23 protein-coding genes are annotated in these 24,695 nt (G+C 69.0%); 11 read left to right on the top strand and 12 right to left on the bottom strand.

The window, feature by feature from the left end:
• Positions 1-10: 10 nt before the first annotated feature.
• On the bottom strand, positions 11-721 hold the full coding sequence (locus DMB37_RS14885; protein ID WP_135233218.1) for a GbsR/MarR family transcriptional regulator: 711 nt from the start codon (positions 719-721) through the stop codon (positions 11-13).
• A 237-nt stretch (positions 722-958) separates the two neighbouring features.
• On the opposite strand from DMB37_RS14885, the gene DMB37_RS14880 reads away from it, so the two are divergent.
• Positions 959-2,143 carry a cytochrome P450 gene (locus DMB37_RS14880; protein WP_135233217.1) on the top strand — a complete coding sequence of 395 codons (1,185 nt, stop codon included), beginning with the start codon at positions 959-961 and terminating at the stop codon, positions 2,141-2,143.
• Between the two features lie 13 nt (positions 2,144-2,156).
• Positions 2,157-2,363: a ferredoxin gene (locus DMB37_RS14875; RefSeq protein ID WP_135233216.1), complete on the top strand. Its 207-nt coding sequence runs from the start codon at positions 2,157-2,159 to the stop codon at positions 2,361-2,363.
• Between the two features lie 39 nt (positions 2,364-2,402).
• Here the strand turns inward: DMB37_RS14875 and DMB37_RS14870 are convergent, their stop codons facing one another.
• Entirely contained in the window at positions 2,403-2,675 is a 273-nt protein-coding gene (locus DMB37_RS14870; RefSeq protein ID WP_107659177.1) for a hypothetical protein, read from the bottom strand.
• Positions 2,676-2,991: 316 nt separating this feature from the next.
• On the opposite strand from DMB37_RS14870, the gene DMB37_RS14865 reads away from it, so the two are divergent.
• The 3 genes from DMB37_RS14865 to DMB37_RS14855 all read left to right on the top strand — a co-directional run bounded on the left by DMB37_RS14865 (position 2,992) and on the right by DMB37_RS14855 (position 6,073).
• A complete protein-coding gene (locus tag DMB37_RS14865; protein ID WP_135233215.1) occupies positions 2,992-4,377 on the top strand; it encodes a PhoH family protein in 1,386 nt (461 codons plus the stop codon).
• A 169-nt stretch (positions 4,378-4,546) separates the two neighbouring features.
• Positions 4,547-5,113, top strand: coding sequence for an esterase (locus DMB37_RS14860; protein ID WP_240772394.1), 567 nt, complete (start codon positions 4,547-4,549; stop codon positions 5,111-5,113).
• Between the two features lie 102 nt (positions 5,114-5,215).
• Positions 5,216-6,073, top strand: a complete 858-nt coding sequence (locus DMB37_RS14855; RefSeq protein WP_135233214.1) for an acyl-ACP desaturase — start codon at positions 5,216-5,218, stop codon at positions 6,071-6,073.
• A gap of 347 nt (positions 6,074-6,420) precedes the next feature.
• On the opposite strand, the gene DMB37_RS14850 is transcribed toward DMB37_RS14855, so the two are convergent.
• Both DMB37_RS14850 and glpX read right to left on the bottom strand, forming a co-directional pair.
• Positions 6,421-7,824, bottom strand: a complete 1,404-nt coding sequence (locus tag DMB37_RS14850; RefSeq protein WP_135233213.1) for a class II fumarate hydratase — start codon at positions 7,822-7,824, stop codon at positions 6,421-6,423.
• Positions 7,825-8,028: 204 nt separating this feature from the next.
• Positions 8,029-9,072 (bottom strand): class II fructose-bisphosphatase, encoded by a 1,044-nt coding sequence (gene glpX, locus DMB37_RS14845; RefSeq protein WP_135233212.1) that lies wholly within the window; start codon positions 9,070-9,072, stop codon positions 8,029-8,031.
• A gap of 191 nt (positions 9,073-9,263) precedes the next feature.
• Here glpX and DMB37_RS14840 point away from each other — a divergent pair, with 191 nt between their 5' ends.
• Complete coding sequence (locus tag DMB37_RS14840) at positions 9,264-9,830, top strand: DUF4245 domain-containing protein (RefSeq protein WP_135233211.1); 567 nt, start codon at positions 9,264-9,266, stop codon at positions 9,828-9,830.
• A gap of 104 nt (positions 9,831-9,934) precedes the next feature.
• Complete coding sequence (locus DMB37_RS14835) at positions 9,935-10,141, top strand: hypothetical protein (protein ID WP_135233210.1); 207 nt, start codon at positions 9,935-9,937, stop codon at positions 10,139-10,141.
• On the opposite strand, the gene DMB37_RS14830 is transcribed toward DMB37_RS14835, so the two are convergent.
• From DMB37_RS14830 to DMB37_RS14815, 4 genes are all read right to left on the bottom strand, one after another.
• Positions 10,138-10,482 carry a VOC family protein gene (locus tag DMB37_RS14830; RefSeq protein WP_135233209.1) on the bottom strand — a complete coding sequence of 115 codons (345 nt, stop codon included), beginning with the start codon at positions 10,480-10,482 and terminating at the stop codon, positions 10,138-10,140. The two genes, DMB37_RS14835 and DMB37_RS14830, sit on opposite strands and share 4 nt — an antisense overlap.
• Positions 10,479-10,727, bottom strand: coding sequence for an exodeoxyribonuclease VII small subunit (locus DMB37_RS14825; protein WP_135233208.1), 249 nt, complete (start codon positions 10,725-10,727; stop codon positions 10,479-10,481). The genes DMB37_RS14830 and DMB37_RS14825 overlap by 4 nt, the downstream gene beginning before the upstream one ends.
• Positions 10,728-10,729: 2 nt before the next feature.
• The gene (gene xseA, locus DMB37_RS14820) at positions 10,730-12,076 is read right to left on the bottom strand and encodes an exodeoxyribonuclease VII large subunit (RefSeq protein ID WP_135233207.1); all 1,347 of its coding nucleotides are present in this window, start codon (positions 12,074-12,076) and stop codon (positions 10,730-10,732) included.
• A 76-nt stretch (positions 12,077-12,152) separates the two neighbouring features.
• Positions 12,153-12,827 (bottom strand): lipid droplet-associated protein, encoded by a 675-nt coding sequence (locus DMB37_RS14815; RefSeq protein WP_135233206.1) that lies wholly within the window; start codon positions 12,825-12,827, stop codon positions 12,153-12,155.
• Positions 12,828-12,990: 163 nt separating this feature from the next.
• Here DMB37_RS14815 and DMB37_RS14810 point away from each other — a divergent pair, with 163 nt between their 5' ends.
• Positions 12,991-14,001: a 4-hydroxy-3-methylbut-2-enyl diphosphate reductase gene (locus DMB37_RS14810; protein ID WP_135233205.1), complete on the top strand. Its 1,011-nt coding sequence runs from the start codon at positions 12,991-12,993 to the stop codon at positions 13,999-14,001.
• Positions 14,002-14,227: 226 nt separating this feature from the next.
• The gene (locus DMB37_RS14805; RefSeq protein ID WP_135233204.1) at positions 14,228-15,175 is read left to right on the top strand and encodes a phosphotransferase; all 948 of its coding nucleotides are present in this window, start codon (positions 14,228-14,230) and stop codon (positions 15,173-15,175) included.
• A 10-nt stretch (positions 15,176-15,185) separates the two neighbouring features.
• Here DMB37_RS14805 and DMB37_RS14800 read toward each other — a convergent pair whose 3' ends face one another.
• Positions 15,186-16,064, bottom strand: a complete 879-nt coding sequence (locus tag DMB37_RS14800) for a DUF6542 domain-containing protein (RefSeq protein WP_206055253.1) — start codon at positions 16,062-16,064, stop codon at positions 15,186-15,188.
• A 57-nt stretch (positions 16,065-16,121) separates the two neighbouring features.
• Entirely contained in the window at positions 16,122-17,279 is a 1,158-nt protein-coding gene (locus DMB37_RS14795; RefSeq protein WP_135233203.1) for a DNA recombination protein RmuC, read from the bottom strand.
• 393 nt (positions 17,280-17,672) lie between these two features.
• On the opposite strand from DMB37_RS14795, the gene DMB37_RS14790 reads away from it, so the two are divergent.
• Entirely contained in the window at positions 17,673-18,851 is a 1,179-nt protein-coding gene (locus tag DMB37_RS14790) for an exonuclease SbcCD subunit D (protein ID WP_135233202.1), read from the top strand.
• An 88-nt stretch (positions 18,852-18,939) separates the two neighbouring features.
• Entirely contained in the window at positions 18,940-22,353 is a 3,414-nt protein-coding gene (locus DMB37_RS14785) for an AAA family ATPase (RefSeq protein ID WP_135233201.1), read from the top strand.
• A 109-nt stretch (positions 22,354-22,462) separates the two neighbouring features.
• Here DMB37_RS14785 and DMB37_RS14780 read toward each other — a convergent pair whose 3' ends face one another.
• Together DMB37_RS14780 and DMB37_RS14775 are read right to left on the bottom strand one after the other, a co-directional pair.
• Complete coding sequence (locus DMB37_RS14780) at positions 22,463-23,035, bottom strand: methylated-DNA--[protein]-cysteine S-methyltransferase (RefSeq protein ID WP_135233200.1); 573 nt, start codon at positions 23,033-23,035, stop codon at positions 22,463-22,465.
• Entirely contained in the window at positions 23,032-24,645 is a 1,614-nt protein-coding gene (locus tag DMB37_RS14775; protein ID WP_167768844.1) for an Ada metal-binding domain-containing protein, read from the bottom strand. Before DMB37_RS14775 ends, DMB37_RS14780 begins: the two co-directional genes overlap by 4 nt.
• Positions 24,646-24,695: the final 50 nt, after the last annotated feature.

The raw sequence follows: 24,695 nt of genomic DNA, 5'->3' as shown, positions 1-24,695 counted from the left end.
ACCGGCAGGCTCAGTCCTGAATCCGCTGCTGCTGGAGCAGTTTGCGCCAGCGTTCGGCGGATTCGACCATGTCGTGGCCGACGAAGTCGAGGAATCGACTGGTGTTGTATGCGCGTACGCCAGCCGGTGTGTCGCTGCCGAGCAACTCGGCGCCGCGCCGGGTCACCGCGGCCAACTCGCATACCTCTTGCGCGCTGACCACGGTCGCGTGGACCCAGATGTTGTCGTCGACGAAGTAGCGATCCCGGCGGCTGCGGGCATCGCGTTCTCTTTGCACCAGTCCTTGGGTTTCGAGCATGTTGATGGCCGAGGAGATGGTGGCCGGGCTGACCCGAAGTCGTTGCGCCAGTTCGGCGGCGGTGAGGCTGCCGCTGTCGGTGATGTAGAGGCAGGCCAGCGCGGCCGCTGCGGTGCGCGGAACTCCGGTCCTGGTGATCTGCGCGACGAACTGCGTCACGAATTCGTCGAGCACCACATCGCCTGCCGCCGGGGCGCTTTCGGCGGTCGCGCCGCGCGCTCGGTGGCGACGCGCGCGTAACTCGGTCGCTCGGTGCGCCCGCCCAGGGTGGTAGCGACCTGGTCCGCCGTTGCGGATGACCTCCCGGCTGACGGTGGAGGTAGGCCGGTTCAGCTGCCTGGCGATCTCGGCGTACCCGAGACCTTCCGCGAGGCCCTCGGCGATCTGCCTGCGATCGTCCTGGGTCAACCTGCCACCCGGCATGAACCGCCTCCCTCGTGGTCGAGTGGTTCGTCGTGCCGAACCGTTCCGCGAGTATTGCGCTCAGTGGCAGACCATTGCAATACCTAGGTCAGCAAGGCGCATTCAGCGGCATCTTCATTGCAATTCGTTTCTGGAATCTACCTGCTGATATGGCCTGATAGCCTGCTTTTATCGTTGGAAGATAATTGAATGCAACGTAGCGTTCGGGCATACCCAAACTCGAACGAAGTAGGAATCATGGTGCATCAACCACTCTCCGAATCCGTCGAACTCCCCACTACGCGGCCAGCCGGTTGCCCCTTCGACCCGCCCGCGGAACTGGCCGCGCTGCGCCCGCTGGTGCGCATGACTTTCCCCGACGGCCATCAAGGCTGGCTCGCCACCGGGCACGCGACGGTCCGCGCGGTCTTCGCCGACCCGCGCTTCAGCGTGCGCTACGAACTCGGGCACAACCCGCTGGCCGACAGCGGCCCGATGCCGCCCGCCCCGCCGGGCGACCTGCTCGGCGTCGACCCACCGGAACACACGCGCTATCGAAAACTGTTGTCCGGCAAGTTCACCGTGCGCCGAATGGCCATGCTCACCGAGCGCGTCGAGGAGATCACGGCCGACCACCTGGACGCCATGGCCCGCGACGGCGGACCGGTCGACTTGATCGAGGCGTTCGCCTTTCCGGTCCCCGCGCTGACCATCTGCGAGTTGCTCGGCGTTCCGTCCGCCGAGCGCGACACCTTCCGCGAGTTGGTCGCCGTGGCCAACGACCTGGCCACGTCCGTCGACGAGCGGGTGGCGGCCTTCGCCGACGGCGAGAAGTACCTGCGCACCTTGGTACTGGCAAAGCGCGCCGAGCCCGCCGACGACCTGCTGAGCGACCTCACCGACACCGACCTGACCGATGACGAGCTCGCCGTCGTCGGCACCCTCCTGCTCGGCGCGGGCCTGGACACCACGGCGAACATGCTGGCGCTCGGCACCTTCGCTCTGCTGTCGTATCCCGACCAGCTCGCCGAGCTGCGCGCCCGGCCCGAACTCGCCGATCAGACCGTCGAGGAGCTCATGCGCTACCTGAGCATCGTGCACACCTCGTCGCGGGCGGCGCTCGAGGATGTCGAGCTGGATGGTCAGCTGATCAAGGCGGGGGAGACGGTCGCGCTGTCGACCCAGGCGGCCAACCGCGACCCGGCCAAGTTCGACGATCCGGACACCTTCGACATCCGGCGCAACGCGGTCGGACATGTCGGCTTCGGGCACGGCATCCATCAGTGCCTCGGCCAGCAACTCGCCCGCGTCGAGATGCGAGTCGCGTTGCCTGCCTTGGTGCGTCGCTTCCCGACGTTGCGGCTGGCCGTCCCGGCCGAAGAGGTCCCGTTGCGACACGACATGGACATCTACGGCGTGCACCGGCTCCCGGTCACCTGGTAGCGGGCGGGCACCGATGAAGATCACGATCGACCGGCACCGCTGCATCGGCGCGGGCATGTGCGCGCTGCTCGCACCCGAGGTTTTCGATCAGGACACCGACGACGGAAAGGTGCGGCTGCTCGACCCCGCGCCGCTGCCAGCTCGGCATGCGGTGGCACGAGAGGCGGAGCACGCCTGTCCGTCCGGCGCCATCGACGTCGTTCCGGACGGAGGATCGTAATCGCAGGTCAGGTGGGATAAATCACACCTGTGCGATCACTCAGCTGTGCTCGTTCAGGTACTCCAGATAGAACGGCCGCAGCACCTCGGCGACCTCACCGTCGCCCGCGTGGATGTAGTCGTCGATCATCGGCAGCACGTACTTGATGTCGGCTTCGCTCTCGCCGAGGTTGCCCGCGGCGGCCTCGGCGGCCGGGATCGAGGTGAGCAACCGCCACAGGAACTTGACGTCCCCGTGCCGCACGGCCAGCTTCACCGCGCGATCGTGCAGTTCCTTCGACGACAGCTTCTCCAGGTCCTCGTTACCGGCCATGCCAGCGACTCTAACCGGCGCGCCGGCCCGGCCGCGACGGCCCGGCCATTCCGGTCGGCGAGTGAGGTTAACGACAAATTCACGGACACGCCTACCTGTGCGGGAGCGGGGAAGCGTAGTTCGGCGGTAGCGTCGATGGTGCGGGCCGCGGCGGTGTGGCTCGTACGGGAGGTCCTGACCGTGACTGAGCTATTCAGTACGAGGGGGCCGGCACCCGGCCCTCGTGGCATCTGACGGCAACGTCAGGTCCCATCAGGACGGACCGGTCCAGCGAGATCGTTCGCGCGGGTGCCGTGCGGACACAGAGGAGCCCACCGTGACTGCTTCACGCTCCGTTCCCGCTCCCTCGGCGCAATCCCGTTCCGCGAAAGGCGGAACCGCCGCGAAGGGTGCACACCCCTCGCATTCCCTCGCCAATACCTTCGTCATCGACACGTCGGTCCTGTTGTCCGATCCCTGGGCGTTCACCCGGTTCGGCGAACACGATGTGGTGCTTCCGCTGGTGGTCATCAGCGAACTCGAAGGCAAACGGCATCACCACGAATTGGGCTGGTTCGCGCGGGAAGCCCTGCGCAACCTGGACGATCTGCGTCTGCTGCACGGCAGGCTGGATCAGCAGGTGCCGATCGGCACCGAGGGTGGAACGCTGCAGGTGGAACTGAACCACACCGATCCCGCGGTCCTTCCGGTCGGATTCCGCACCGACACCAATGATTCCCGAATCCTGGCCTGTGCACTCAATCTGGCGGCCGAGGGCCGTCAGGTGGTGCTGGTGTCCAAGGACATTCCGCTACGGGTCAAAGCGAGTGCGGTGGGCTTGCAAGCCGACGAATATCACGCACAGGACGTCGTCACCTCCGGCTGGTCCGGCATGGTGGAGCTCGACGTCAGCTCGGGACAGATCGACCAGCTCTACTCCGAGTCCGTGCTCGACCTCGACGACGCCCGGGAACTGCCCTGCCACACCGGAATCCGGTTGTTGGGCAGCAGCTCGAGCGCGCTCGGCCGGGTCACCCCGGACAAGCGGGTTCAGCTGGTGCGCGAACGCGAGGCGTTCGGCCTGCACGGCCGCTCCGCCGAGCAGCGCATCGCGCTCGATCTGCTGCTGGACGAGAGCATCGGCATCGTCTCGCTCGGCGGCCGGGCCGGTACCGGCAAATCCGCGCTCGCGTTGACCGCGGGCCTGGAGGCGGTGCTGGAGCGGCGAACTCAGCGAAAGGTGGTTGTCTTCCGTCCGCTCTACGCGGTCGGCGGTCAGGAGCTCGGTTACCTGCCGGGCAGCGAGAGCGAGAAGATGGGCCCGTGGGCCCAGGCGGTCTTCGACACCCTCGACGGGCTGGCCAGCCGCGAGGTGATGGAGGAGGTGCTCGCCCGCGACATGCTGGAGGTGTTGCCGCTCACCCACATTCGCGGCCGGTCGCTGCACGACTCGTTCGTGATCGTGGACGAGGCCCAGTCGCTGGAGCGCAATGTGCTGCTCACGGTGCTCAGCCGGCTCGGCACCGGGTCGCGGGTGGTGCTCACCCACGACGTGGCCCAGCGCGACAACCTGCGGGTCGGCAGGCACGACGGCGTCGCCGCGGTGATCGAAAAGCTCAAGGGCCACCCGTTGTTCGCCCACATCACGCTGACCCGCAGTGAGCGCTCGCCGATCGCGGCGCTCGTGACCGAGATGCTGGAGGAGTACGGCCCCAACGCCTGAGCCGGTTGGTGTGTTTCCCCTCACAGTTGCCGGGTAATATCCCGGCGATAGCTGTTCGGTATGACCCGGCGTGTCCCTGGAGGATTCGCCGGGTCATTGCTGAACATCGGCCTAGGCTGCCAGCGGCGTCACCGAGTCGGCGACGTTTTCGGTAGCCACTTTCGAGAGGATGGAAATGCACCACTTCGCTCGACGAACGGCTGGATACACTGCCCTGCTCGCCGCCACCGGCCTGATCATCGCCGGCTGCAGCAGCAATGACGACGACGACAAGAACGACAGCGCGGCCTCGGCGGGAGCGTCGGCGGCCTCGGCGCTGATGACCACCACGGTCCCGATGGGCACCACCGAGGAGCACACCTCCGGTGCCGCGGAAGAGACCAAGATCGCGACGCAGCGTGGTGACATCGCCGTCTCCGGGCACATTTTCGACAAGTACGTGCAGACCGGCGGCCCGACGGGCCCGCTCGGCGCTCCGCTGGAAGCGCAGGAAGACGGACCCGACGACGGCAAGTACCAGGACTTCGTCGGCGGCACCATCTACAAGGCCAAGGACGGCCAGCCGCACATCGTCTGGGGCGAGATCCGCAAGGCGTGGGAAGACAACGGCGGCGCCAAGGGCAAGCTCGGCTACCCCACCAGCGACGAGAAGGACATCGCGGGCGGCAAGGAGAGCGACTTCTCCGGTGGCACCATCACCTGGGTCGACGGCAAGACGACCGTCACGCCGAAGTAGGTAGTCGGTTCGGCGCCCGGGACGGCTCGGCCGGTCCCGGGCGCCCGTCCGGTCTCATCCAATGAATGCCCGTATTTCGGGCTCAACCGCTAGGTTGGCTAGGTGCAAACTCTCTTGACCGATCGCGAGTTGCTCGAATCCCTCGCGCTGGACGTGGAATCCATTCTGCGTCGCCACATCGACGCCGCCGACGGATGGCAGCCGCACGACTTCGTACCGTGGGACGACGGCCGTAACTTCGCGTTCCTCCACGGGACCGACTGGGCGCCGGAGCAGTCCGAGCTCAGCGAGGTCGCCAAGCTGGCGTTGACCGTCAGCGTGCTGATCGCGGACAACCTGCCCTCGTACCACCGCGAGCTGGGCAAGTACCTGCGCACCGGCGCGTGGTGGCGCTGGGTCGGCCGGTGGACCGCCGAGGAGAACCGCCACGAGATCATGATCCGCAACTTCCTCATGGTGACCAGGGCGGTGGACCCGGTCGAGCTGGAGCGGATGCGGATGAAGCACATGACCGACGGCTTCCGCCGCCCGGGCATGCACCTGCTCGACGTGCTGGCCGCCTGCGCCTTCGAAGAGGTCGCCGCCGCCATCCGGCATCGCAACACCGCGGCGCTCGGCGAGAGCCCGATGGTCACCGCGATCGCCGAGCGGATCGCGCTCGATGACGAGATGCAGGCGGTCGTGTTCGCCGAGCTGGTCGAGGCGGGCCTGAACGTGGCGCCCGATCAGGCGATGCGCGCCATCGCCGACCAGGTCGCCGGCTTCAAGGTGCCCTCGGTGACGCTGGCCGACGGCCGCAACAGCGACGAGGTGCTCGCCGCGGCCGGGATCTACGACCCGGCCAAGGAGAACGAGTTGGTCTTCAAGCCGCTGTTGCAGCGGTGGAACGTCTTCACTCGGACCGATCTCGGCGAAGCGGGCGAAGCGGCTCGCGCCGAACTCGCGCATCTGCGCGACTGAATTACCCCCGGTCGGCGCGTGGATTTACCGCGCCGACCGGATTTCTTTCCTTTTCCGCGTAGTTGTGATGAAACAAACGCGGCATTGCCAGCGATTAGCTGAGTACATCCGCATTACGCGGGAGAAGGAAAGGAAAGAACCATGATTTCAGCAATTCTAGGCGGCCTCATGGCGCTGGCCACCGTCGGCGCAGGTGCGTTCCTCGCGGCACTCGGCATCTTTTTGTGATGCCCCGCGCGGGTATGTCGACTTCGGCTGACATACCCGCGCACACGCTTGCTCGAGCGTCACGCCGGACCAGTATGAGGGTGTCCGGCGTGCCGCTCGACCTGCGTCGAAAGTACTGACTATTTCTTATCTTCGACCTTCGCCATGGACAGCACATCCAATCGGCGGTCGAGTTCTTCCTCGGTGAGCTTTTCATCGAGCAGACCGCGATCGATAACCGTCTGGCGAATTGTCTTCTTGTGCTTCAACGCTTCTTTGGCAACGGCCGCCGCCTCCTCGTAACCGATCACCGAATTCAGCGGGGTCACAATGGAGGGCGAGGACTCCGCCAACGTGCGCAGATGATCGACATTGGCGACCAGTCCGCGCACACACTTGTCGGCGAAGAGCCGGGAAACATTGGCGAGCAAGCGAATCGATTCCAGCAGATTGCGCGCCATCACCGGGATATAGACATTCAGTTCGAAGGCGCCGTTCGCGCCGCCGAAAGCGACAGTGGCGTCATTACCGATCACCTGCGCCGCGACCTGCGTAACCGCCTCGGGCAGCACGGGATTGACCTTGCCGGGCATGATCGAACTGCCGGGCTGCAGATCGGGCAGCTGGAGCTCGCCCAGGCCGGTCAGCGGGCCCGAGCCCATCCACCGAATGTCGTTGGCGATCTTGGTGAGACTCACCGCGACGGTGCGCGCCGCACCCGACGCCTCGACCAGCCCATCCCGGGCCGCCTGCGCCTCGAAGTGATCCCTGGCCTCGCGCAGCGCGTCGAGACCGGTCGACCGGACCAGCTCCGCAACGACCTTCCCGCCGAAGCCATCCGGCGCATTGAGGCCGGTGCCCACCGCGGTGCCGCCGATGGGCAGCTCGCCGAGGCGCGGCAAGGTCGCCATGAGACGGTCGATGCCCGCGGCGATCTGCCGGGTGTAACCGCCGAACTCCTGACCGAGGGTCACCGGCACCGCGTCCATCAGGTGGGTGCGGCCCGACTTGACCACGGTCCGCCACTCGGTCGACTTGTCCAGCAGGGCCAGCCGCAGGTGCTCGAGCGCGGGCACCAGGTCGGTGATGATCGCCTCGGTCGCGGCGAGATGCACCGCGGTCGGGAAGGTGTCGTTGGACGACTGCGACATGTTCACGTCGTCGTTGGGGTGCACGGTGACGCCGTTCGCCTTGGCGATCGAGGCGATCACCTCGTTGGCGTTCATGTTCGAGCTGGTGCCCGAGCCGGTCTGGAAAACGTCGATCGGGAACTGGTCGTCGTGCTTGCCCGCGGCGATCTCGTCGGCGGCGGCGATGATGGCGTCGGCCTTCGCGGGGTCGAGCAGCCCCAGATCCCGATTCACCTTGGCGCAGGCGGCCTTCAGCAAGCCGAGCGCGCGGATCTGTGCGCGCTCCAGGCCGCGTCCGCTGATCGGGAAGTTCTCCACGGCCCGCTGGGTCTGCGCCCGCCACAGCGCGTCCACCGGGACCCTGACCTCGCCCATGGTGTCGTGCTCGATGCGGTACTGCGTCTCCTCCGTCATGTTTCCGACCATATGCCCGAGACGACCGTCATGGGGCTGCCACGCCTGTAGTGATTCGCACACCCGCGGCTGTGTCGCACCCGGAATATCCGAGGGACGGTCGACAGGTCGCGGCGTGTGACCATTCGACTCGCCTCGATTCCGCCGAAAAAGCAGAGACGCGCAGGGGATACCTGCGCGTCTCTGGGTCTCGATGGTGCCGGATCAGGGCAGCGGCGGCACCGCGTGCTCGTCACCGATGAAGTCGACCGAGGAGTACTCGCGCAGCTTGGTCAGCCGGTGGTAGGCGTCGATCATCCGGACCGTGCCGGACTTGGAACGCATCACGATCGACTGGGTGGACGCGCCGCCACCGTAGTAGCGCACGCCGCGCAGCAGGTCGCCGTCCGTGACGCCGGTCGCGCAGAAGAAGACGTTGTCGCCTGCCACCAGATCCTCGGTGGTGAGCACCCGATCCAGATCGTGGCCCGCGTCGATCGCCTTCTGCCGCTCGTCGTCGTCGGTGGGGGCCAGCATGCCCTGCAGCTCGCCACCCATACAGCGCATCGCGGCGGCCGCGATGATGCCCTCGGGGGTGCCGCCGACCCCGACCAGGATGTCGGTGCCCGAGTCGGGCCTGGCCGCGGCGATGGCGCCGGCGACGTCGCCGTCGGAGATCAGCCGGATACGCGCGCCCGCGTCGCGGACCTGCTGGATCAGCTCGGCGTGCCGGGGGCGGTCCAGGATGCAGACGGTCAGGTCCGACTTCGACAGGCCCTTGGCCTTGGCGACCCGGCGGATGTTCTCACTGATCGGGACCGAGATGTCGATCACGTCGGCGGCGTCCGGGCCGACCGCGATCTTGCTCATGTAGAACACCGCGGACGGATCGAACATCGCGCCGCGCTGGGCGACCGCGAGCACCGCGATGGCACCGGGGGAGCCCTTCGACATCAGCGTGGTGCCGTCGACCGGGTCGACCGCGAAATCGACCTCGGGGCCGGTACCGTCACCGACGAGCTCGCCGTTGAACAGCATGGGCGCCTCGTCCTTCTCGCCCTCGCCGATGACGACCACGCCGCGCATGGACACCGAGTTGACCAACTGGCGCATCGCGTCGACCGCGGCGCCGTCGCCCCCCTCCTTGTCGCCGCGCCCGACCCACCGACCGGCGGCCATCGCACCGGCCTCGGTGACGCGGACCAGCTCGAGCGCGAGGTTGCGGTCCGGCGCCTCGCGGCGGCTCGGTGTCGGGGAAGATGCCGTCATTGCGGGGTGCCTCCTGTGCGTCGGTACAAAAGCTGTGCGCCGCGCGCGGGGTCCTGGGTGGTTACGCAAGCTGCATGACCGCGCGCGTCGGTCCGGACGATTGTCTCACCCGAACTGAGACGGGCGTACACCCTGCTCGGTCGATCGGGGTGCGTGCGGGCGCACCGGACGCGCGAGTGGATACTGAGTGCGTGTCCCCGCAAAAGCCACGCATCATGAACGACTACCGGGATCTGTTCTGGTCGCTGATCCCCCTCGTGTTGATCGCCGTGGTTTTCGCCGGCCTGGCGAGCCAATGCAGTTTTGCCGCAAAGGGTCCGACCCAGGGGCAGATCCCGCACTTCGATGCCAAGGCCGCGCTCACCTCCGACGCACGCAGCCTGCCGTTCCCGATCCGGAACCCGGCCGTGCCCGCCGACTGGACCCCCAACTCGGGCAGCCGCGAGAACATCAGCGGCAACGGCGGCGGACCGATCAGCACTGTCGGCTATATCACTGACCACGGCGCCTACATGCGCTTCAGCCAGAGCAGCGCGACCGAGGAAGCCCTGTCCCGATTCGTGCTCGGCTCCCGCTACGCCACCGGTACCGAGCAGATCGGCGACCAGAAATGGATCGTCTACGCCGAGCCCGGCTCGGAGTCGGCCTGGATCACCGACCTCGGCCAGGCACGGGTGCTCATCACCGGTGCCGGTCAGCGTGAGTCGTTCGTCACGCTGGCGCAGGCCATCACCGCGGCACCGCCGATCAAGCCCTGACCTCGGGTGCGCGTCGAGCCCTGATGAATGGGGTCGTGCGCAGCGGACGAAGTCGTCGAATACTGCGTGCTGGGCGGGGATTCGGACGAACTCGGACAGAGCTGATGCAGAAAACCATTGCAGGCCTCGCGGTCGCCACCATGCTGCTGGCACCGGCGACGGCGACCGCCGCCACTCCGCTCGATCACTCGCCCGCGGCGCTCGTCGCCGACAGTGGTTCGGCAGGCGACTACCTGTGCAGACTGCTGCGGATGTTGCGCGCCGGATGGGTAGACAGCTCGGGCGGCGGCCCCGCCTGCACGTTTCCCTAGCGGTGGTTGACCACGTTGACGATGGTGCCGCTGGGGTCGCGGACGAAGAAGCGGCGCACGCCCCACTGTTCGTCGGTCAGCGGATAGACGATGTCGGCGCCCGCGGCGGTCATCGCCGCGTGCACCGCGTCCACGTCTTCCACCTCGACGCTCATGTTCGGCTGCAACTTCTCCGCGCCGGGGCCGATGAGCAGCACCTGGGCGGTGGGGTTGGCGGGGGAGGCCATCGTGACGACCCAGCCGAGGTCCATCGCCTCCTCGAAGCCGAGCAGCCGGTAGAAGTCGCGGCTGCGCTCGATGTCGGTGGTGTGGATGTCCGGCGTCGCCCGGCGGATCGTCATTTCTCAGCCTCCAGGTCGGTGCGTGACAGCGCGTCCTCGACGCGCTTCCTGGCACCGGCAAGGTGTTCCTCACAGCGGTTGGCGAGCGCTTCGCCGCGCTCCCACAGGGCGAGCGACTCATCCAGATCGAGGCCGCCTTGTTCGAGCATCTTCACGACATTGACCAGTTCGTCGCGGGCACGCTCGTAGCCGAAGGTGGCGATCTCAGCCAATTCGGTCTCGGCATCCTTGCCGGGCTCGGCCAAGGTCAGCTCCTCCTTGTTGCGGTGTCGTCGGTCTTGTCCTTGGTGCGGGGGCCTAGTGCCTGGGTGCCGAGCGCGGCCGCGGTGACGGCGCCGTCGGCGACCCTGATGCGCAGCTGGCTGCCCGCGGGTGAGTCCTCGATCGTGCGCACTACGTGCCGTTCCGGGCCTGCGACGCGCTGCACGACAGCGTAGCCACGGGCCAGGGTGGCGGCCGGGCCCACCGCGGTCAACTTCTCGCGCAGGTGGCGGGTCGCGGTGGCCTCAGTGCGAATGAACTGCTCGGCACAGCGGCGGGTCGAGGCGCGAAGGCGCTCGATCTCCTCACGGCGCCGGTCGATTTCGCGCAGCGGATCGGCGAGCACCGGGCGCGAACGCAGTTGAGTCAGCGCGCGGGTCTCGCGGTCGACCCAGCCGCGCAGCGCGGCGGCGGAGCGGGCGCGCATATCGCGCACGCCGGCCAACTCCGCGGCGGCGTCGGGCACCACGCGCTTGGCGGCGTCGGTGGGCGTCGCCGCGCGCACATCGGCGACGAGATCGCTGAGCGGGTTGTCCGGCTCGTGGCCGATCGCGCTCACGATGGGAGTGGTCGCGGCGACGATGGCGCGGCACAGCGCCTCGTCGGAGAAGGCCAGCAGGTCCTCCACGCTGCCGCCGCCGCGGGCGAGCACGATCACCTCGACGGACGGGTCGCGGTCGAGCTGGGCGAGCGCCTCGAGCATCTGCGGCACCGCGGTCGGGCCCTGCACGGCGGTATTGCGGATCTCGAAACGCACTGCGGGCCAGCGGTTTCTGGCCACCGTCAGCACGTCGCGTTCGGCGGCGCTGGCCCGGCCGGTGATCAGGCCGACGGTCTTGGGCAGGAACGGCAGCGGCCGCTTGAGCCGCACGTCGAAGAGGCCTTCGGCGGCGAGCAGGGCCTTCAGCCGCTCGATGCGGGCGAGCAGTTCGCCGATGCCGACCGGGCGAATCTCGATGACGCGCAACGACAGCGTGCCGCGGCCGGTGAAGAACGAGAGTTTGCCGTAGACCACGACCCGGCTGCCTTCCTGCAGCGGGATCGGGGACTTGCGGATGAGGTCCGGGTCGCAGGTCACCGACAGCGACATGTCCGCGGACGGGTCACGCAGCACCAGGAACGCCGTGCGGGTGCCCGGTCGCAGGTTGATCTGGGTGATCTGGCCCTCGACCCAGATGCTGCCGAGCCGGTCGATCCACTGCGCGACCTTGATCGCGACGGAACGCACCGGATACGGCTGCTCGGCGGAGTTGGCGGGCGCGGCGGAACCCGAGGGCGCGGCGGGGGCCTGCGCGGGCGGTTGGCCGGTGCGCTCCGGTTGACCGGGGGTCACCCGGCCAACCGTCGACGAAGGTGTGCGTGGCACCTGAGGCCGGGGGCCCCGAGGAGGCTTACGCGCATGGTTTCGGTCACTGCGCCTGCACGGTGGCGATCCGATTCGTCAGCATGGTCACGAACGGCGCCCGGTTGCGGGTCTGCTGCTCGTAGTCCAGCAGCGCGGTGAGGTCTTCGACGGTCAGCATGCGCAGGCGGGCGCGCAGCTGAGCCAGGGTCATGCCGCCGTAGTCGTAGCGGGTGGCTACTTCGGGCACGCTGATCTCCGGCGCGGGGTCGGCCGCGGGGACGATCTCCAGCTTTGTTTCCGACACCGGCTCAGTGGTTTCCGGCTCGTCGGCGCTCGGCGCCGAGGTGCTGTGGCCGTTGCCCTCGGCGGCACGGGCGGTGTCGGCGGGCAGTGTCCCGCGAGCCGTGAAGGTGGCAGGCTCGGGCTCGTCGGTGGCGTACAGGTCGAAGCGGCTGGTGCGCGTCGTGCTGCCGCTCTGGGTCGGCTCCGGGTCGAGGTCCTCGTCGAAGGTGGCCCACTCCGGCTGTTCCTCCGGAGAATTGGCCAATCGATCGAAGACCGCGTCGCCCTTGAGCGCGAGGCTCGTCACGAACTGCTGGACGTGCATCGTCGTCTGCAGCAGCTGGCTGATGGCGGTGATCGGTAAATTCATTGCGGCCGTGGGTAGCCGACGAGTTTCCTCAACGGCGTATACGGCGGCCCCGGCGGCTACCCGGGCCAGGAACGGTGGTCGAAACATGGTCCTAGCCTGCCCGAAATGGTGTGCTATGCAAAGGTCGGGGCTCACGAGAGTGATTCTGGCGTATGTCACGGCGCGCACGGACCACGCCTCGCCGCACGGTAGCGACTTCGGCGCACTGCCCGGACGGCGGGTAGTCGGTCGGCGCACGTAAGCTGTCGGCATGTCCTCGGCCATACCCTTGAACGTCGGAATCACCCGCTCAGCGGGTGCCGGAACCGTCGATCCCGTCGGCGGCAAGCGGGTGCTGCTCGCCGAGCCGCGGGGGTACTGCGCCGGCGTGGACCGAGCGGTGGAGACCGTCGAGAAGACGCTGGAGAAGCACGGTGCGCCGATCTACGTGCGCAAGGAGATCGTGCACAACCGCCACGTCGTGGAAACGCTGCGTGAGCAGGGCGTCATCTTCGTCGACGAGACCGACGAGGTGCCCGAGGGCTCGGTGCTCGTGTTCTCCGCGCACGGTGTCTCACCCGCGGTGCACACCTCGGCCGCCGCCCGCAACCTGCACACCATTGACGCGACCTGCCCGCTGGTGACGAAGGTGCACCAGGAGGCCAAGCGGTTCGCCCGCGACGACTACGACATCCTGCTGATCGGCCACGAAGGCCACGAGGAAGTCGAGGGCACGGCGGGCGAGGCGCCCGAGCACGTGCAGCTGGTGGACGGCCCCGCCTCGGTGGACAAGGTCACCGTTCGCGACGAGTCGAAGGTGATTTGGCTCTCACAGACCACGTTGAGCGTCGACGAGACGATGGAGACGGTGCAGCGGCTGCGTGAGCGCTTCCCCGCGCTGCAGGATCCGCCCAGCGACGACATCTGCTACGCCACCCAGAACCGTCAGGTCGCGGTGAAGGCGATGGCGCCGGAATGCGATCTGGTGATCGTCGTCGGCTCGCGCAACTCCTCGAACTCGGTGCGCCTGGTCGAGGTCGCGCTCAATGCCGGTGCCAAAGCTTCGTACCTGGTCGACTACGCCCGCGAGGTGGACCCCGCGTGGCTCACCGACGTCCGCACCGTCGGCATCACCTCGGGCGCCTCGGTGCCGGAGATCCTGGTCCGCGGTGTGCTGGACATGCTCGAGGAACATGGCTACGCCGACGTTCAGCCGGTGACCACGGCGAACGAGACCCTGGTCTTCGCGCTGCCGCGCGAGCTGCGCACCGCCCGAAGCTGACCTGCGGCGAACGAGGGGTTTCGAGTTGCGGCGAACCATGCGGGGTTGAGTTGCGGCGAACAATCCGGCGGTGAGGCTGAGCCGAATTGCCCGGGTGTGAGCTGCGCCGAGCTGTTCGGCCGGCTATGCCGGCGGCGAGTGGTCGGATCAGCGTCCGATGCCGATTCCGGCGCGCAGCGCTGATAAATATGTCGCGCCGCGGCCGTCGGCCTGACACCATCGCCGCATGCCAGCAGCCATGACATCCGACCAGCTCGCCGCCCGCACCACCCGAGCGGTCACCGCGGCGGTCGACGCGGGCCGTGACCTCGGGCTGACGGTGACCGACCCGAAGGTCCTGCACGACGCGTTCTCCGTGGTCGTGCACCTCGCTCCGGCGCCGGTGGTGGTCCGGGTGCCCACCGTCCTGCTCTCGCCCGATCTCGATCCGCAAACGACACGCCAGCGTTCGGAGCTCGAGGTGGTGGCGTGGCTGGCGGAGCAGGGCATCCCGGTGATTCCGCCGAGCCCGCTCGTGCCTCGGGAACCCGTGCGGCGCAACGGTTTCTCGATGACGTTCTGGCAGTTCGTGGAAGTGGACGCGAGTGTCGAACCCGACTACGTGCACAATTCCGGTCTGATCGCGGACCTGCACGCCGCGCTGCGCGCTTACCCGGGCGAGCTGCCGTTCCTGTCCTCGGCCGAACCGGCGGTGGTCACGGAGAGCCTGGCCGCCCTCGCGCAGAGTCCCGACCTCATCGACGCCGCGGATCTCGCTCGTGCGCAGCGGGAATGGGAGATCCTGGAGCCGGTCATCCGGTCGCGCGCGGCGTTCGAGGCGGAGTTCCCCGGTATCGACCTTCAGCCGATCCACGGGGACGCTCCCGCGGTCAACGTCGTGCACACCCCGGGTGGACCGTTGTACGCCGACTTCGAGCTGACCACGCTCGGCCCGGTCGAATGGGATCTGGCGTTTCTCGGCCCCGAATGCGAGGCCGCGTACAACGCCGCGGCGCAGCGCCGAGGCCTGCGCCCGCTGGACGAACGCCTGATGCGTTTCATCAACGCCGTAGGCATGGCCAGAACGCTGGCGTGTCTAGCGGTGGTGCCGCAGCTGCCCATGCTGGCTGAGGCTTTGACACCGTCCATCGAGTACTGGCGGTCGATGCCGTTCGCAGGCGGACTGAGTAGCTGAGCGACCGCGGCTAGAGGTTTTCGGGCCTGCGGCGGTCGGTGCGGCTCGAATCCCGTTCGCGGTAGCGGACGTTGGGCTGGGGGTGCGGCGGCGGCAGATCGCCCCGGCGGCGCGGCGGATTGCCGCGCGGCGGTTCGTTGTCCGTGCGCGGTGGCGCCGCGGCGGGCCTGCCGCCGGTGCGCGGGGCGGGGCGTCCCTCGCGGGGCCGGGCGGGCGCGGCGACCCGCGGCGGTGCGTCGGCCACGGAGGGTGCGGGCCGACGGGACGGGCGTGGGGCCTTCTCCTCGAGGTCGTGTTCGAGGTCGTCCGCTTCGTCCTTGGGGCGGCGGGTGCGGCGGCGGGCCGACTCGGCCAGGCCCGCGGCGCCGGTCCGGCCGGAGCGCGGGCGCTTGGTGGCGGTCCGGCCCCAGCTTTCGCCGCGCCGCGATTCCGTCGCGCGCTCGCCGGGCTCGCTGCGGCGCTGCATCATGATGCGCGCCCCACCGATCAGCAGCACCAGGGCGGTGGCGAGGAACATCGTGGGGAACCGCTCCACCAGCGGGACCGCCAGCTTCAGCAGGATTTCGGTGATCGAGCTCATCGCGACGCCGGTCAGCTGCTTGTAGGCGAGCGGGACGGCGACGAACAACAGCAACGGCGGCAGCACCATGGTGGTGAACAGGCCGCGATAGCGGACCGTCAGCACGGCTGCCAGACAACCGACGATGTACAGCGCGGCGAAGGTACCGGTCAGATCGGTACTGTCGCCGTTCGCATCGATCAAGAAACCCAGAAACGTGCAGGCAACCGCGATCAGGACCGCCGCACCCACCGGGAGACCCGGAACGGTCGGCAGTATCGAGCGTTGCGGCGCGGGCACCCGGGTTCGCACACGTTGGGAAGCAGCCACATTGTGAACACTAACCGGCGCCGCGCCGGAGGGCGTTATGGCACGGCGGTTACCCGGCTAATCAGCGGCGTCGGCGAAGCCCACCGCGCGGGGCCAGGAATCCACCCGCTGGATTGCCGGCACCTCCTCTTCCGCAATTTCCAGGTCGTGCAGTTTGCGTGCGGTGACCATGACCCGCGATTCCACCGATGCCACGGTGTAGTTGAAAGCGTCCACGGCTTTACCGAGTTGCGCGCCGAGCCGATCCAGATGCCGGCCGGTCATGCCGAGCCGGGCGTACAACTCCTTGCCTAATTGCTGAACGGTTGCCATATCTCGGGACAGTGCTTCTTGCCGCCAGCTGAACGCGACCGTGCGCAGCAAGGCGATCAAAGTGGTCGGCGTCGCGAGGATCACGTTCCGGCCGAACGCGTACTCCAGCAAGCCGGAGTCGGTGGTCAGCGCGGCGTCCAGGAACGGATCGCCGGGCACGAACAACACCACGAACTCCGGCGCGGGATCGAAAGCGGCCCAATACGCCTTGTCGGCCAGCTGGTCGATATGTCCGCGTAGGTGTTTCGCATGCCTGGTGAGATGCTCGGCCCTGATGTCCGGATCGTCGACCGTGCTGGCGTCGAGATAGGCACTGAACGGAACCTTGGCGTCGACCACGATGTGCCTGCCGCCCGCCAGGTTCACCACCAGGTCGGGCCGGACGTTGCCGGTCCGGTCGCCCGCGCCGTTGCCGCGGGCCGCGCGGGTCACCTGGGTGTCGAAGTCGACGTGCCTGGTCATGCCTGCGAGTTCGACCACGCGCTCCAACTGGATCTCGCCCCATCGCCCGCGCACCTGCGGCGCCCGGAGCGCGGCGACCAGCTGGCTGGTCTGGCTGGTCAGCTGCAGCGAGGTGCGCTGCATGCCCGCCACCTGCTCGCGCAGACCCGAATACGCGTTGATCCGATGGTGCTCGACCTGTTGGATGTGCTGGTTCAGCGCGCCGACCGCTTCGCGCAGCGGGTCGACCATGGCCCCGATCGCGTGCGAATGCCTGCGCGCCGCATCCTCGTTCGCCGCGGTGAGCGACTGCCGCAGCAGCCGCTCGTTGTCGGTGGCCGCGGCCAGTCTTGCCTCCGCCGCGGTGGCCCGGTGCCCGGCGCGCGCGGCATGGCCGAGCCAGCCGAGTCCGACTCCAGCGGCGAATACCAGCATCAGTGCGACAAGCATCGGTGCGGTCATAACGCCGATAGTGCCGCACGCCACCGACAAGTACCGCCGGTTGGCAATTACCCAGCGCCGTGTCGGCAAACGAGGTGGTCAAGCCGTACATACGGCGCGCTCGGTCATGACGGGGCAACCGAATTCGTGACCTACCTCGCTTCTCGGCCGCCGGTCGCGCGGTGCCCGCGACCCGCCGCCGCGTGGCGTGACCCCGAAAACCTTGCTCCCCGTGGAACTCTGAGCCGGCCGCCAGGGCGATACGGATCGATTCCAGCAGGTGCGCGCGCACCGCGGAACAGCCATCGGAGTGCCGGACGAATCACCGCTGACACGCCGGAGAAAAGGGCGGCAATCCGACACGGCGGTCACGGCAATTGAATTGTGTCGGTGCGGTGGCCTACGGTTTCGCGGATGCGGATGCTGCACACCTCGGACTGGCACATCGGGCGCACGTTCCACGGGGTCGATCTGCTTGCCGACCAGGCACGTTCACTGGCCGCGATCGCGGAGCTGGTGGCCGAGGAGTCGGTCGAGGTGGTGGTGCTACCCGGCGACGTGTACGACCGCTCCATTCCGAGTGCCGACGCGATCGCGGTGTGCAACCGCGGATTCGAGGCCATCCGTGCGGCGGGCGCCCGGATCGTCGCCACCTCGGGCAACCATGACTCGCCCGCGCGGCTCGGCGCGGGCGCGAGCTTCGCCGCGGCGGGCGGGCTGTATCTGCGCACCACCGTCGCCGATGCCGACCGCCCGGTACTCCTCGACGACGAGCACGGTCCCGTGGCGTTCTACGGCATTCCGTACCTGGAGCCCGACATCACCCGCGCGGAACTCGATGTGCCGCAGGCGCGTTCACACGCGGAGATCCTCGACGCCGCCATGCGCCGGATCCGCGCGGATATCGCGCAGCGCGACGGCACGCGCACGGTGGTGCTCGCCCACGCCTTCGTTGTCGGTGGCGAGGCGACCGGCTCGGAGCGTTCCATCTCGGTCGGTGGTGTGGAGACCGTGCCCATGTCGGCCTTCGACGGCATCGACTATGTCGCGCTCGGCCACCTGCATTCCCCGCAGACGCTGTCGGAGTCCGTGCGCTATTGCGGCTCCCCGCTGCCGTACTCGTTCGCGGAGAGCTCACATCGCAAGGCGGTGTGGATCATCGAGCTGGATGCCGCCGGACTGCACGCGGTCGAACGGCGCGACCTGCCCCTGGTCCGCGGCCTGAGCAAACTCACCGGAACGCTCGACGAGCTGCTCACCGACACGAACCACGCGGCGGCCGAGGAGCACTACGTCTCCGCGGTGCTCACCGACTCCACCCGCCCGGTCGACGCGATGCGCAAGCTGCGCGAGCGCTTCCCGCACGCGGTGCACGTCGAGTGGGTGCGCCCCGAAGGCAACCCGGAACTGCGCTACCGTGAGCGGGTGCACGGCCGCCGCGACACCGAAGTAGCGCAGAGCTTCCTCACCGACGTCCGCGGCGAGCCGAGCGCGGGCGAAATGGCCTGGCTGGAGCGGGCGCTCGCGGCCGCCGTCGCGGAGCCGGATCAGGCGCTGACGGCCGCCGACTCGGCAGCGGAACTCTCGGCGTGAGGGCGCGGCTCGCCGCTCGCCCCGCGATACCGAGCGGTCCGCGCGCGGGTCGCCGCCGCACGACGGCCGACCGCGGTGGTGCCGCCGGATGAGGCTGCACCGGCTGGAGATGACCGCGTTCGGCCCGTTCGCCGAAACCACGGTCGTCGACTTCGACGCGCTCGGCGCCGACGGACTCTTCCTGCTGCACGGGCAGACCGGCGCGGGGAAGACCACCGTGCTCGACGCGATCGCCTTCGCGCTCTACGGCCGGGTCCCCGGCGCCCGCGGCGAGAGCAAACGCCTGCACTCCGACCACGCACCGGATCAGACACCGCCGCAGGTGATCCTGGAGGCCACCCTCGGCGGCCGACGGGTGCGTCTGACCCGCATCCCCGAGTTCGAACGCCCGAAGCTACGCGGCACCGGCATGCGCACCGACCCCGCCAAGGCGACGCTGGCCTGGCTGGACGGGCGCGGCGAAAACCTTTCCCGGATACCGGATATCGGCGAGGAGATCATCCGGCTGCTCGGCATGAGTGCCGACCAGTTCTTCCAGGTGGTGCTGCTGCCGCAGGGCGACTTCGCGCGGTTCCTGCGGGCGGACAACGAGGATCGCGAGAAGCTGCTCGAAAAGCTCTTCGACACCGAACGATTCGGCAGCGCCGAACAGTGGCTCGCGGACAAACGCCGTGCCTCCGCCGCCGACCTCGATACGCGCAAGCAAGGCATCGACCGGTTGATCGCACAGCTCGGTGTCGCGGGTGGCACCAGCGCGGCCGAGACGCTCGGCCCGCTGGAGGCCGTCGGCTGGTCACAGGACCTGCTCGCCACGGCGCGCACTGATCTGACCACCGCGGCCGCGGCAGCCGAACGCTGCCAACAGGAGTCGGCGCGGGTGCGGGGAGTTGCCGAGGAGCAGCGCCGCCTGCACGAGCTACGGCGTCGAATGTCCACCGCCCGTAAGCAGCTCGAAGACTATGCCGCCGCAGCGGAGCAGCGCGCCGCTCTGCAGGCCGAACTCGAACTCGCGCGGCGTGCCGAACCGGTCGCGGCAGCCATCGACGAGGCACGCGACGCGGTCATGGCGATGCGCCGCCGGGCGGCCGAGGCGCGCAGCGCCAGTAAGCAATTGGCCGCACGGCTGCTCGAACCCGGTGCCGTCGATCTCGGTGGCGCGGAACTGGTCGAGTACGCCGATGCCGACGCGAGTGTGGGCGCCGATCGGTCGACCCGTGCGAATCACCATGGCGCCGGGACGGATCGGGTAGGGGAGGCCGAGTCTGCGACCGCCCCAGGCCAGGCCGTCATCAAGGACGACGCCGACATCGATGGCGCGATTCGCCGCTGGAGTGCGCAGATCGGCGCACTGGACGAGGTGCGCGTCGACGCGACGACGGCCGATCGGCTCACCAGGGAGCTGGCGGGGCTACGTGACCAAGATGCGGCACTCAACACCCAGGTGACCAAACTGACCCGGCTGCGTGAGCAGCTCCCCGGCTCCCTCGCCACCCTCGAGGCGCGCCTGCGCGAGGCGACCACCGCGGCCGCGACGCTGCCGACCTTGACCGCGGAATGCGAGCGTCTACAGACGGCCGCCGCCGCTGCGGTCGAACTCGCTTCTCGCAAAACAGCTCTGGATCACGCACGGGTCGAGTTCGAGTCGGCCCGCGCCGCGCACAACGATGCCAAGGAGCGCGTCCTCGACCTGCGCGAACGCAGGCTGGCAGGCATGGCCGCCGAATTGGCGGCCGGGCTGACCGACGGTCTGCCCTGCACGGTGTGTGGTTCCGCCGATCACCCCGCGCCCGCTCGACCCACCGCGGGCGCGGTCGCCAAGGAGGCCGAGGAGGCGGCGGTCGCGGCCGAACGCGCCGCTGAGGACGCCCGGGACCGAATTTTCGCCCGAATCAGCGCCTTGGAGCGGGAGATCGAGGCACTCACTGCCCGCGGCGGCGACGTCGACCGCGTGGAGTTGGCCGCCGCGTTGCGTGCGGCCACCGATCGCTACGAGGACACCGCCGAGCTGGCTGCCCTCGCCGACGGCCTGACCGCGGAACTCGCCCGGCTGCGCACCGACGAGGCCCGCCTGCACGACGAACTCCGCGACTCCGATTCGCGCCGCAGCACCGTCGCCGCGAATGTCGCCACCGTGACAATCCGTCTCACCGAACTCAACGACCGCCTTCGCGCCGCCGCGGGCGCGGACGAGACCATCGACCGCCGCTACGCCCGGCTCACCGCCCTCGTCGCCGACGCTACCGCCCTGCGTGACGCGCGCGCCGCCGCCGCAGCAGCCCGCGAGCAGGTCGCCGTGATCGCCGACCGCGTCGAAAACCTGGCCCGTGCAGCCGGTTTCGTACCCGAGCAGGAGAATGCGGCCCGGCCCGGCGTTGCAGGGTCCGGCGCTGCCGGAGCCGACATAGCTGGAGTCGGCGCTGCAGCCGCAGATGTTTCTGGCGCCGGAGTCGCTGGGGTCGCAGGCGCTGCAGGGGACAGTGTTGCTGGGGTCAGCAGTGCCGGGGGCGCAACCGCAGACGCTGCTGACGCCGACGACGTCGCAGGGGCCCGCGCTGTAGGCGCCGACAATGCTTCGCGGAGTGCCTATGTTGCGCAGGGAGTTTCGGCCGCAGTCCCACGAGATGAGGTAGCGCGACTGACCGCGTACGCGCGAGTGGTCAACGCGGCCAGCCGGACTCCGCAACGGCAGTCTGCGATCGAAGCTGAACTCACGTCCGCCGACCGTGCCCGCGCGCACGCGGAAGCCGTGCTCGCCGAACCGGAAGTCCAGGCGGCGGCATCGATCGAACCCGGCGACCTGACCGAGCTCGAAGCCGCCGTCGCGGCAGCGCAGACCCAGCTGAATGTCGCTGTCGCCGCGCACGCCGAGGCGACCAGGCGAGTCGCCCTGCTCGAAGATCTCGGCGGCCAGCTGTGGGCAGCGGTGGACCGGATCGCGCCACTCCAGCGCACGCACGACGAACTGGCCGGGCTCGCCGAAGTGGTGGCCGGTCGCGGCGAGAACAATCGCCGGATGTCGCTGCGCTCTTACGTTCTCGCCGCCCGACTGGAAGAAGTGGCGCAGGCCGGTTCGCTGCGCCTGCGTCGAATGTCCGGCGGCCGTTACGAATTCGTGCACACCGACAAGGCAGGACCGCGCGGCCGCCGCGGCGGTCTCGGCCTGGACATCCGAGATGACTACACCGGCGCGATCCGGCCCGCCAAAACCCTTTCCGGCGGCGAAACCTTCATGGCGTCACTGTCTTTGGCGCTCGGCCTCGCCGACACCGTCGCCGCCGAATCCGGCGGCCTGGTGCTGGACACCCTCTTCATCGACGAGGGCTTCGGCGGACTCGACGCCGACACCCTCGACGCCGTGATGGGCGTTCTCGACGAACTCCGCGCGGGCGGCCGCGTGGTCGGCGTGGTCAGCCACGTCGACGAGATGCGCCAGCGCATCCCCAGCCGCCTGCATGTACGTCGCGGCCGCAACGGTTCCCGGCTCGAGGCAACCGTCGCCTGACCGGGCGCCCGAAGGCCACGGGTCAACATGGGTATCTCCGGCGGTCGCGGGTGCGGGGGGCGATGCCGGAGTGCGCGGCTCGCGGTAGCGATCTCGGCGATCGCGGCCCTCAGGTGGTGGCGAACAGCGCAGACCGCGACTCACCCTCGTGATCGAGCAGCCAGCGCTTGATCGGCAGCCCCCAGCGGAACCCGCCCAGCGCACCGCCGATGCGGAAGATGCGGTGGCACGGGATGAACAGGGCGGCCGCATTGCGCGCGCATGCGTTGGCCGCGGCGCGGGTGGCGTCGGGGCGACCGGAGATGGCGGCGTATTCGGTGTAGGTGATGGGCGCGCCTGCCGGGACTTTGCGCAGGACTTCCCAAGCGTGCAGCAGGAATTCGCCGGAGTGCTGGCGGACCGGGACGGTGTCGATCGCGGTGAGGTCGCCCGCGTGATAGTCGGTGATGATTCGAGTGAGCTCGCCGAGCGAATCGCGTCGGCGCAGTTCGGCCGGGCGCAAGGCCGGGTGGATCAGGCTGCGCAGATTCTCCGCGTCGGCGGTCCACCCGGAGGCCAGCACGATGCCGTCGGTGTCGACGAGGGCGGTGAACGGCCCGATGGGCGTGTCCGTGGTCGCGAAATCCGCGGTGCTGGTACCGATGTGGCGCTGGGTGGCGCGAACAACGGTGGGGGCGTTCATGCTTGGGCACTCGCTTTCGAGGAGGTGGACCTGGCGGCCTTGGATCGGTCGGCGCGATCGGTCAGCGCCGCCTTCCACAGATGCATGGAGAGGTAGGACCGCCACGGCGCCCAGCGCGCGGTGTCGGTGAGGTCGATGCCGAGCACCGCGGCACCCTGGCGGACCACCAGGTCGGTGCTGAGCAGCACGTCCGGGTCGGCGAGCAGACGCATGGTCACGTAGTCGGCGGTCCACGGCCCCACCCCGTCCAGCGCGAGCAGGTCCCGGCGGAGATCCGCGGACGTACGGCCCTGATGCAACGCCAGTTCGCCACTGGCCAGCGCTTCGGCGGCCCCGATGATCGAGCGGATGCGCCGGGTGGGGCCGGTGAGCACCTCGGCGCCGCGCTCGGCGATCACCGCCGGGGTGGGGAACAGCAGGGGTATCGGCCCCTCGACCCGCTCGCCGAGCGCCTCGACCAGTCGTGCGGTGTGCGTGGCCGCCGCCGACACCGAGATCTGTTGACCGATCATGGTGCGCAGCAACAGTTCCGGCCCATCGAGGCAGCCGGGCACCCGGATACCGGGGGAGAAGACCGGCCGCCGCACGTCGACCGGGTCGAGCGCGGCCTCGGCGTCCGGTGGTGAGCCCGCGCCGGCGTCCGGTAGCCGAGTGGGATCCGGGTCGGCCGGCTCTGGTGCTGAAACCCACCGTCCCGGAGCGACGCCCAGCGCCTCGTCGATGCCGATCGGGTCGGCGTCGAGGTCGAGCAGGTGCCGCAGCCGGGCGACCGTCGGCGCCAGGTCGCGCATGTCGTGCAGGGCCAGCTCGGCCCGCACGTGGTCGCGCTGGAAGCTGAGCCGCGTGGTCGCATGGCCGTGCGGAGTGCGCAGGTTTCGGGTGTAGACGCGGTTCTCCCACAGCTCCATGCCCGGCGCCACATGCGAGGAGAGAAACCACTCCAGCCAGGCACGATCCAGCGGCTCGCGGTAGGGCAGCCGGAGGCTGAGCGTCCCGTTGACGGCGGGCACGGGGCGGCCGTTCGCGCCCGACTTCACCCGGTGCGCCTCGGCCCGCATGGTGGTCGGGCTGACCGCGAACACCTCGCGGACCGTGTCGTTGAACTGACGGATGCTGGCGAATCCGGCCGCGAAGGCGATGTCCGACATGGGCATCGCCGTCGTCTGGATCAGCAGCCGCGCTGTATGCGCCCGGTGCGCGCGGGCCAGCGCCAGCGGTCCCGCGCCGAGCTCGGTGGTCAAGACCCGGGTCAGCTGCCGCTGTGAATAACCGAGCGTGGCGGCCAGCGCGGGCACGCCGCCGCGTTCGATCACGCCGTCGCCGATCAGTCGCATCGCCCGCGCGGCAAGGTCGGCGCGGGTGTTCCAGAGCGGGGAGCCGGGGGCCGCGTCCGGCAGACAGCGGCGGCAGGCCCGGTAGCCCGCCTGTTGCGCGGCCGCCGCGGTTGGTAGAAACGATACGTTTGCCCGTTTCGGCGTAATCGCCGGACACGAAGGGCGGCAATAGATTCCGGTGGTCCGCACCGCGGTGAAGAACTGCCCGTCGAAGCGGGAGTCCCTGGTCGATACCGCGCGATAGCACAGGTCGAAATCAAATGCCGTGATCGTCACGCCCACCACAATGTCAGTTGAGCACAGCCTCCGCTAGCGGGAATCTGCCA

This window comes from Nocardia sp. CS682, from assembly GCF_004634405.1.
GTDB classification, from domain to species: Bacteria; Actinomycetota; Actinomycetes; order Mycobacteriales; family Mycobacteriaceae; genus Nocardia; species Nocardia ninae.
Note: the sequence above shows the minus strand (reverse complement) of the source record. Positions and strands in the feature narration are given on the sequence as shown.

What these genes read in the sequence shown, in the direction of transcription:
- glpX (WP_135233212.1), bottom strand. Translation starts at nt 9,072, where the DNA reads ATGACGGCATCTTCCCCGACACCGAGCCGCCGCGAGGCGCCGGACCGC.
- DMB37_RS14885 (WP_135233218.1), bottom strand. Translation starts at nt 721, where the DNA reads ATGCCGGGTGGCAGGTTGACCCAGGACGATCGCAGGCAGATCGCCGAG.
- DMB37_RS14835 (WP_135233210.1), top strand. Translation starts at nt 9,935, where the DNA reads ATGCAGAAAACCATTGCAGGCCTCGCGGTCGCCACCATGCTGCTGGCA.
- DMB37_RS14880 (WP_135233217.1), top strand. Translation starts at nt 959, where the DNA reads ATGGTGCATCAACCACTCTCCGAATCCGTCGAACTCCCCACTACGCGG.
- DMB37_RS14805 (WP_135233204.1), top strand. Translation starts at nt 14,228, where the DNA reads ATGCCAGCAGCCATGACATCCGACCAGCTCGCCGCCCGCACCACCCGA.
- DMB37_RS14810 (WP_135233205.1), top strand. Translation starts at nt 12,991, where the DNA reads ATGTCCTCGGCCATACCCTTGAACGTCGGAATCACCCGCTCAGCGGGT.
- DMB37_RS14785 (WP_135233201.1), top strand. Translation starts at nt 18,940, where the DNA reads ATGAGGCTGCACCGGCTGGAGATGACCGCGTTCGGCCCGTTCGCCGAA.
- DMB37_RS14870 (WP_107659177.1), bottom strand. Translation starts at nt 2,675, where the DNA reads ATGGCCGGTAACGAGGACCTGGAGAAGCTGTCGTCGAAGGAACTGCAC.
- DMB37_RS14850 (WP_135233213.1), bottom strand. Translation starts at nt 7,824, where the DNA reads ATGACGGAGGAGACGCAGTACCGCATCGAGCACGACACCATGGGCGAG.
- DMB37_RS14875 (WP_135233216.1), top strand. Translation starts at nt 2,157, where the DNA reads ATGAAGATCACGATCGACCGGCACCGCTGCATCGGCGCGGGCATGTGC.
- DMB37_RS14795 (WP_135233203.1), bottom strand. Translation starts at nt 17,279, where the DNA reads ATGACCGCACCGATGCTTGTCGCACTGATGCTGGTATTCGCCGCTGGA.
- DMB37_RS14860 (WP_240772394.1), top strand. Translation starts at nt 4,547, where the DNA reads ATGGAAATGCACCACTTCGCTCGACGAACGGCTGGATACACTGCCCTG.
- DMB37_RS14780 (WP_135233200.1), bottom strand. Translation starts at nt 23,035, where the DNA reads ATGAACGCCCCCACCGTTGTTCGCGCCACCCAGCGCCACATCGGTACC.
- DMB37_RS14830 (WP_135233209.1), bottom strand. Translation starts at nt 10,482, where the DNA reads ATGACGATCCGCCGGGCGACGCCGGACATCCACACCACCGACATCGAG.
- DMB37_RS14815 (WP_135233206.1), bottom strand. Translation starts at nt 12,827, where the DNA reads ATGTTTCGACCACCGTTCCTGGCCCGGGTAGCCGCCGGGGCCGCCGTA.
- DMB37_RS14790 (WP_135233202.1), top strand. Translation starts at nt 17,673, where the DNA reads ATGCGGATGCTGCACACCTCGGACTGGCACATCGGGCGCACGTTCCAC.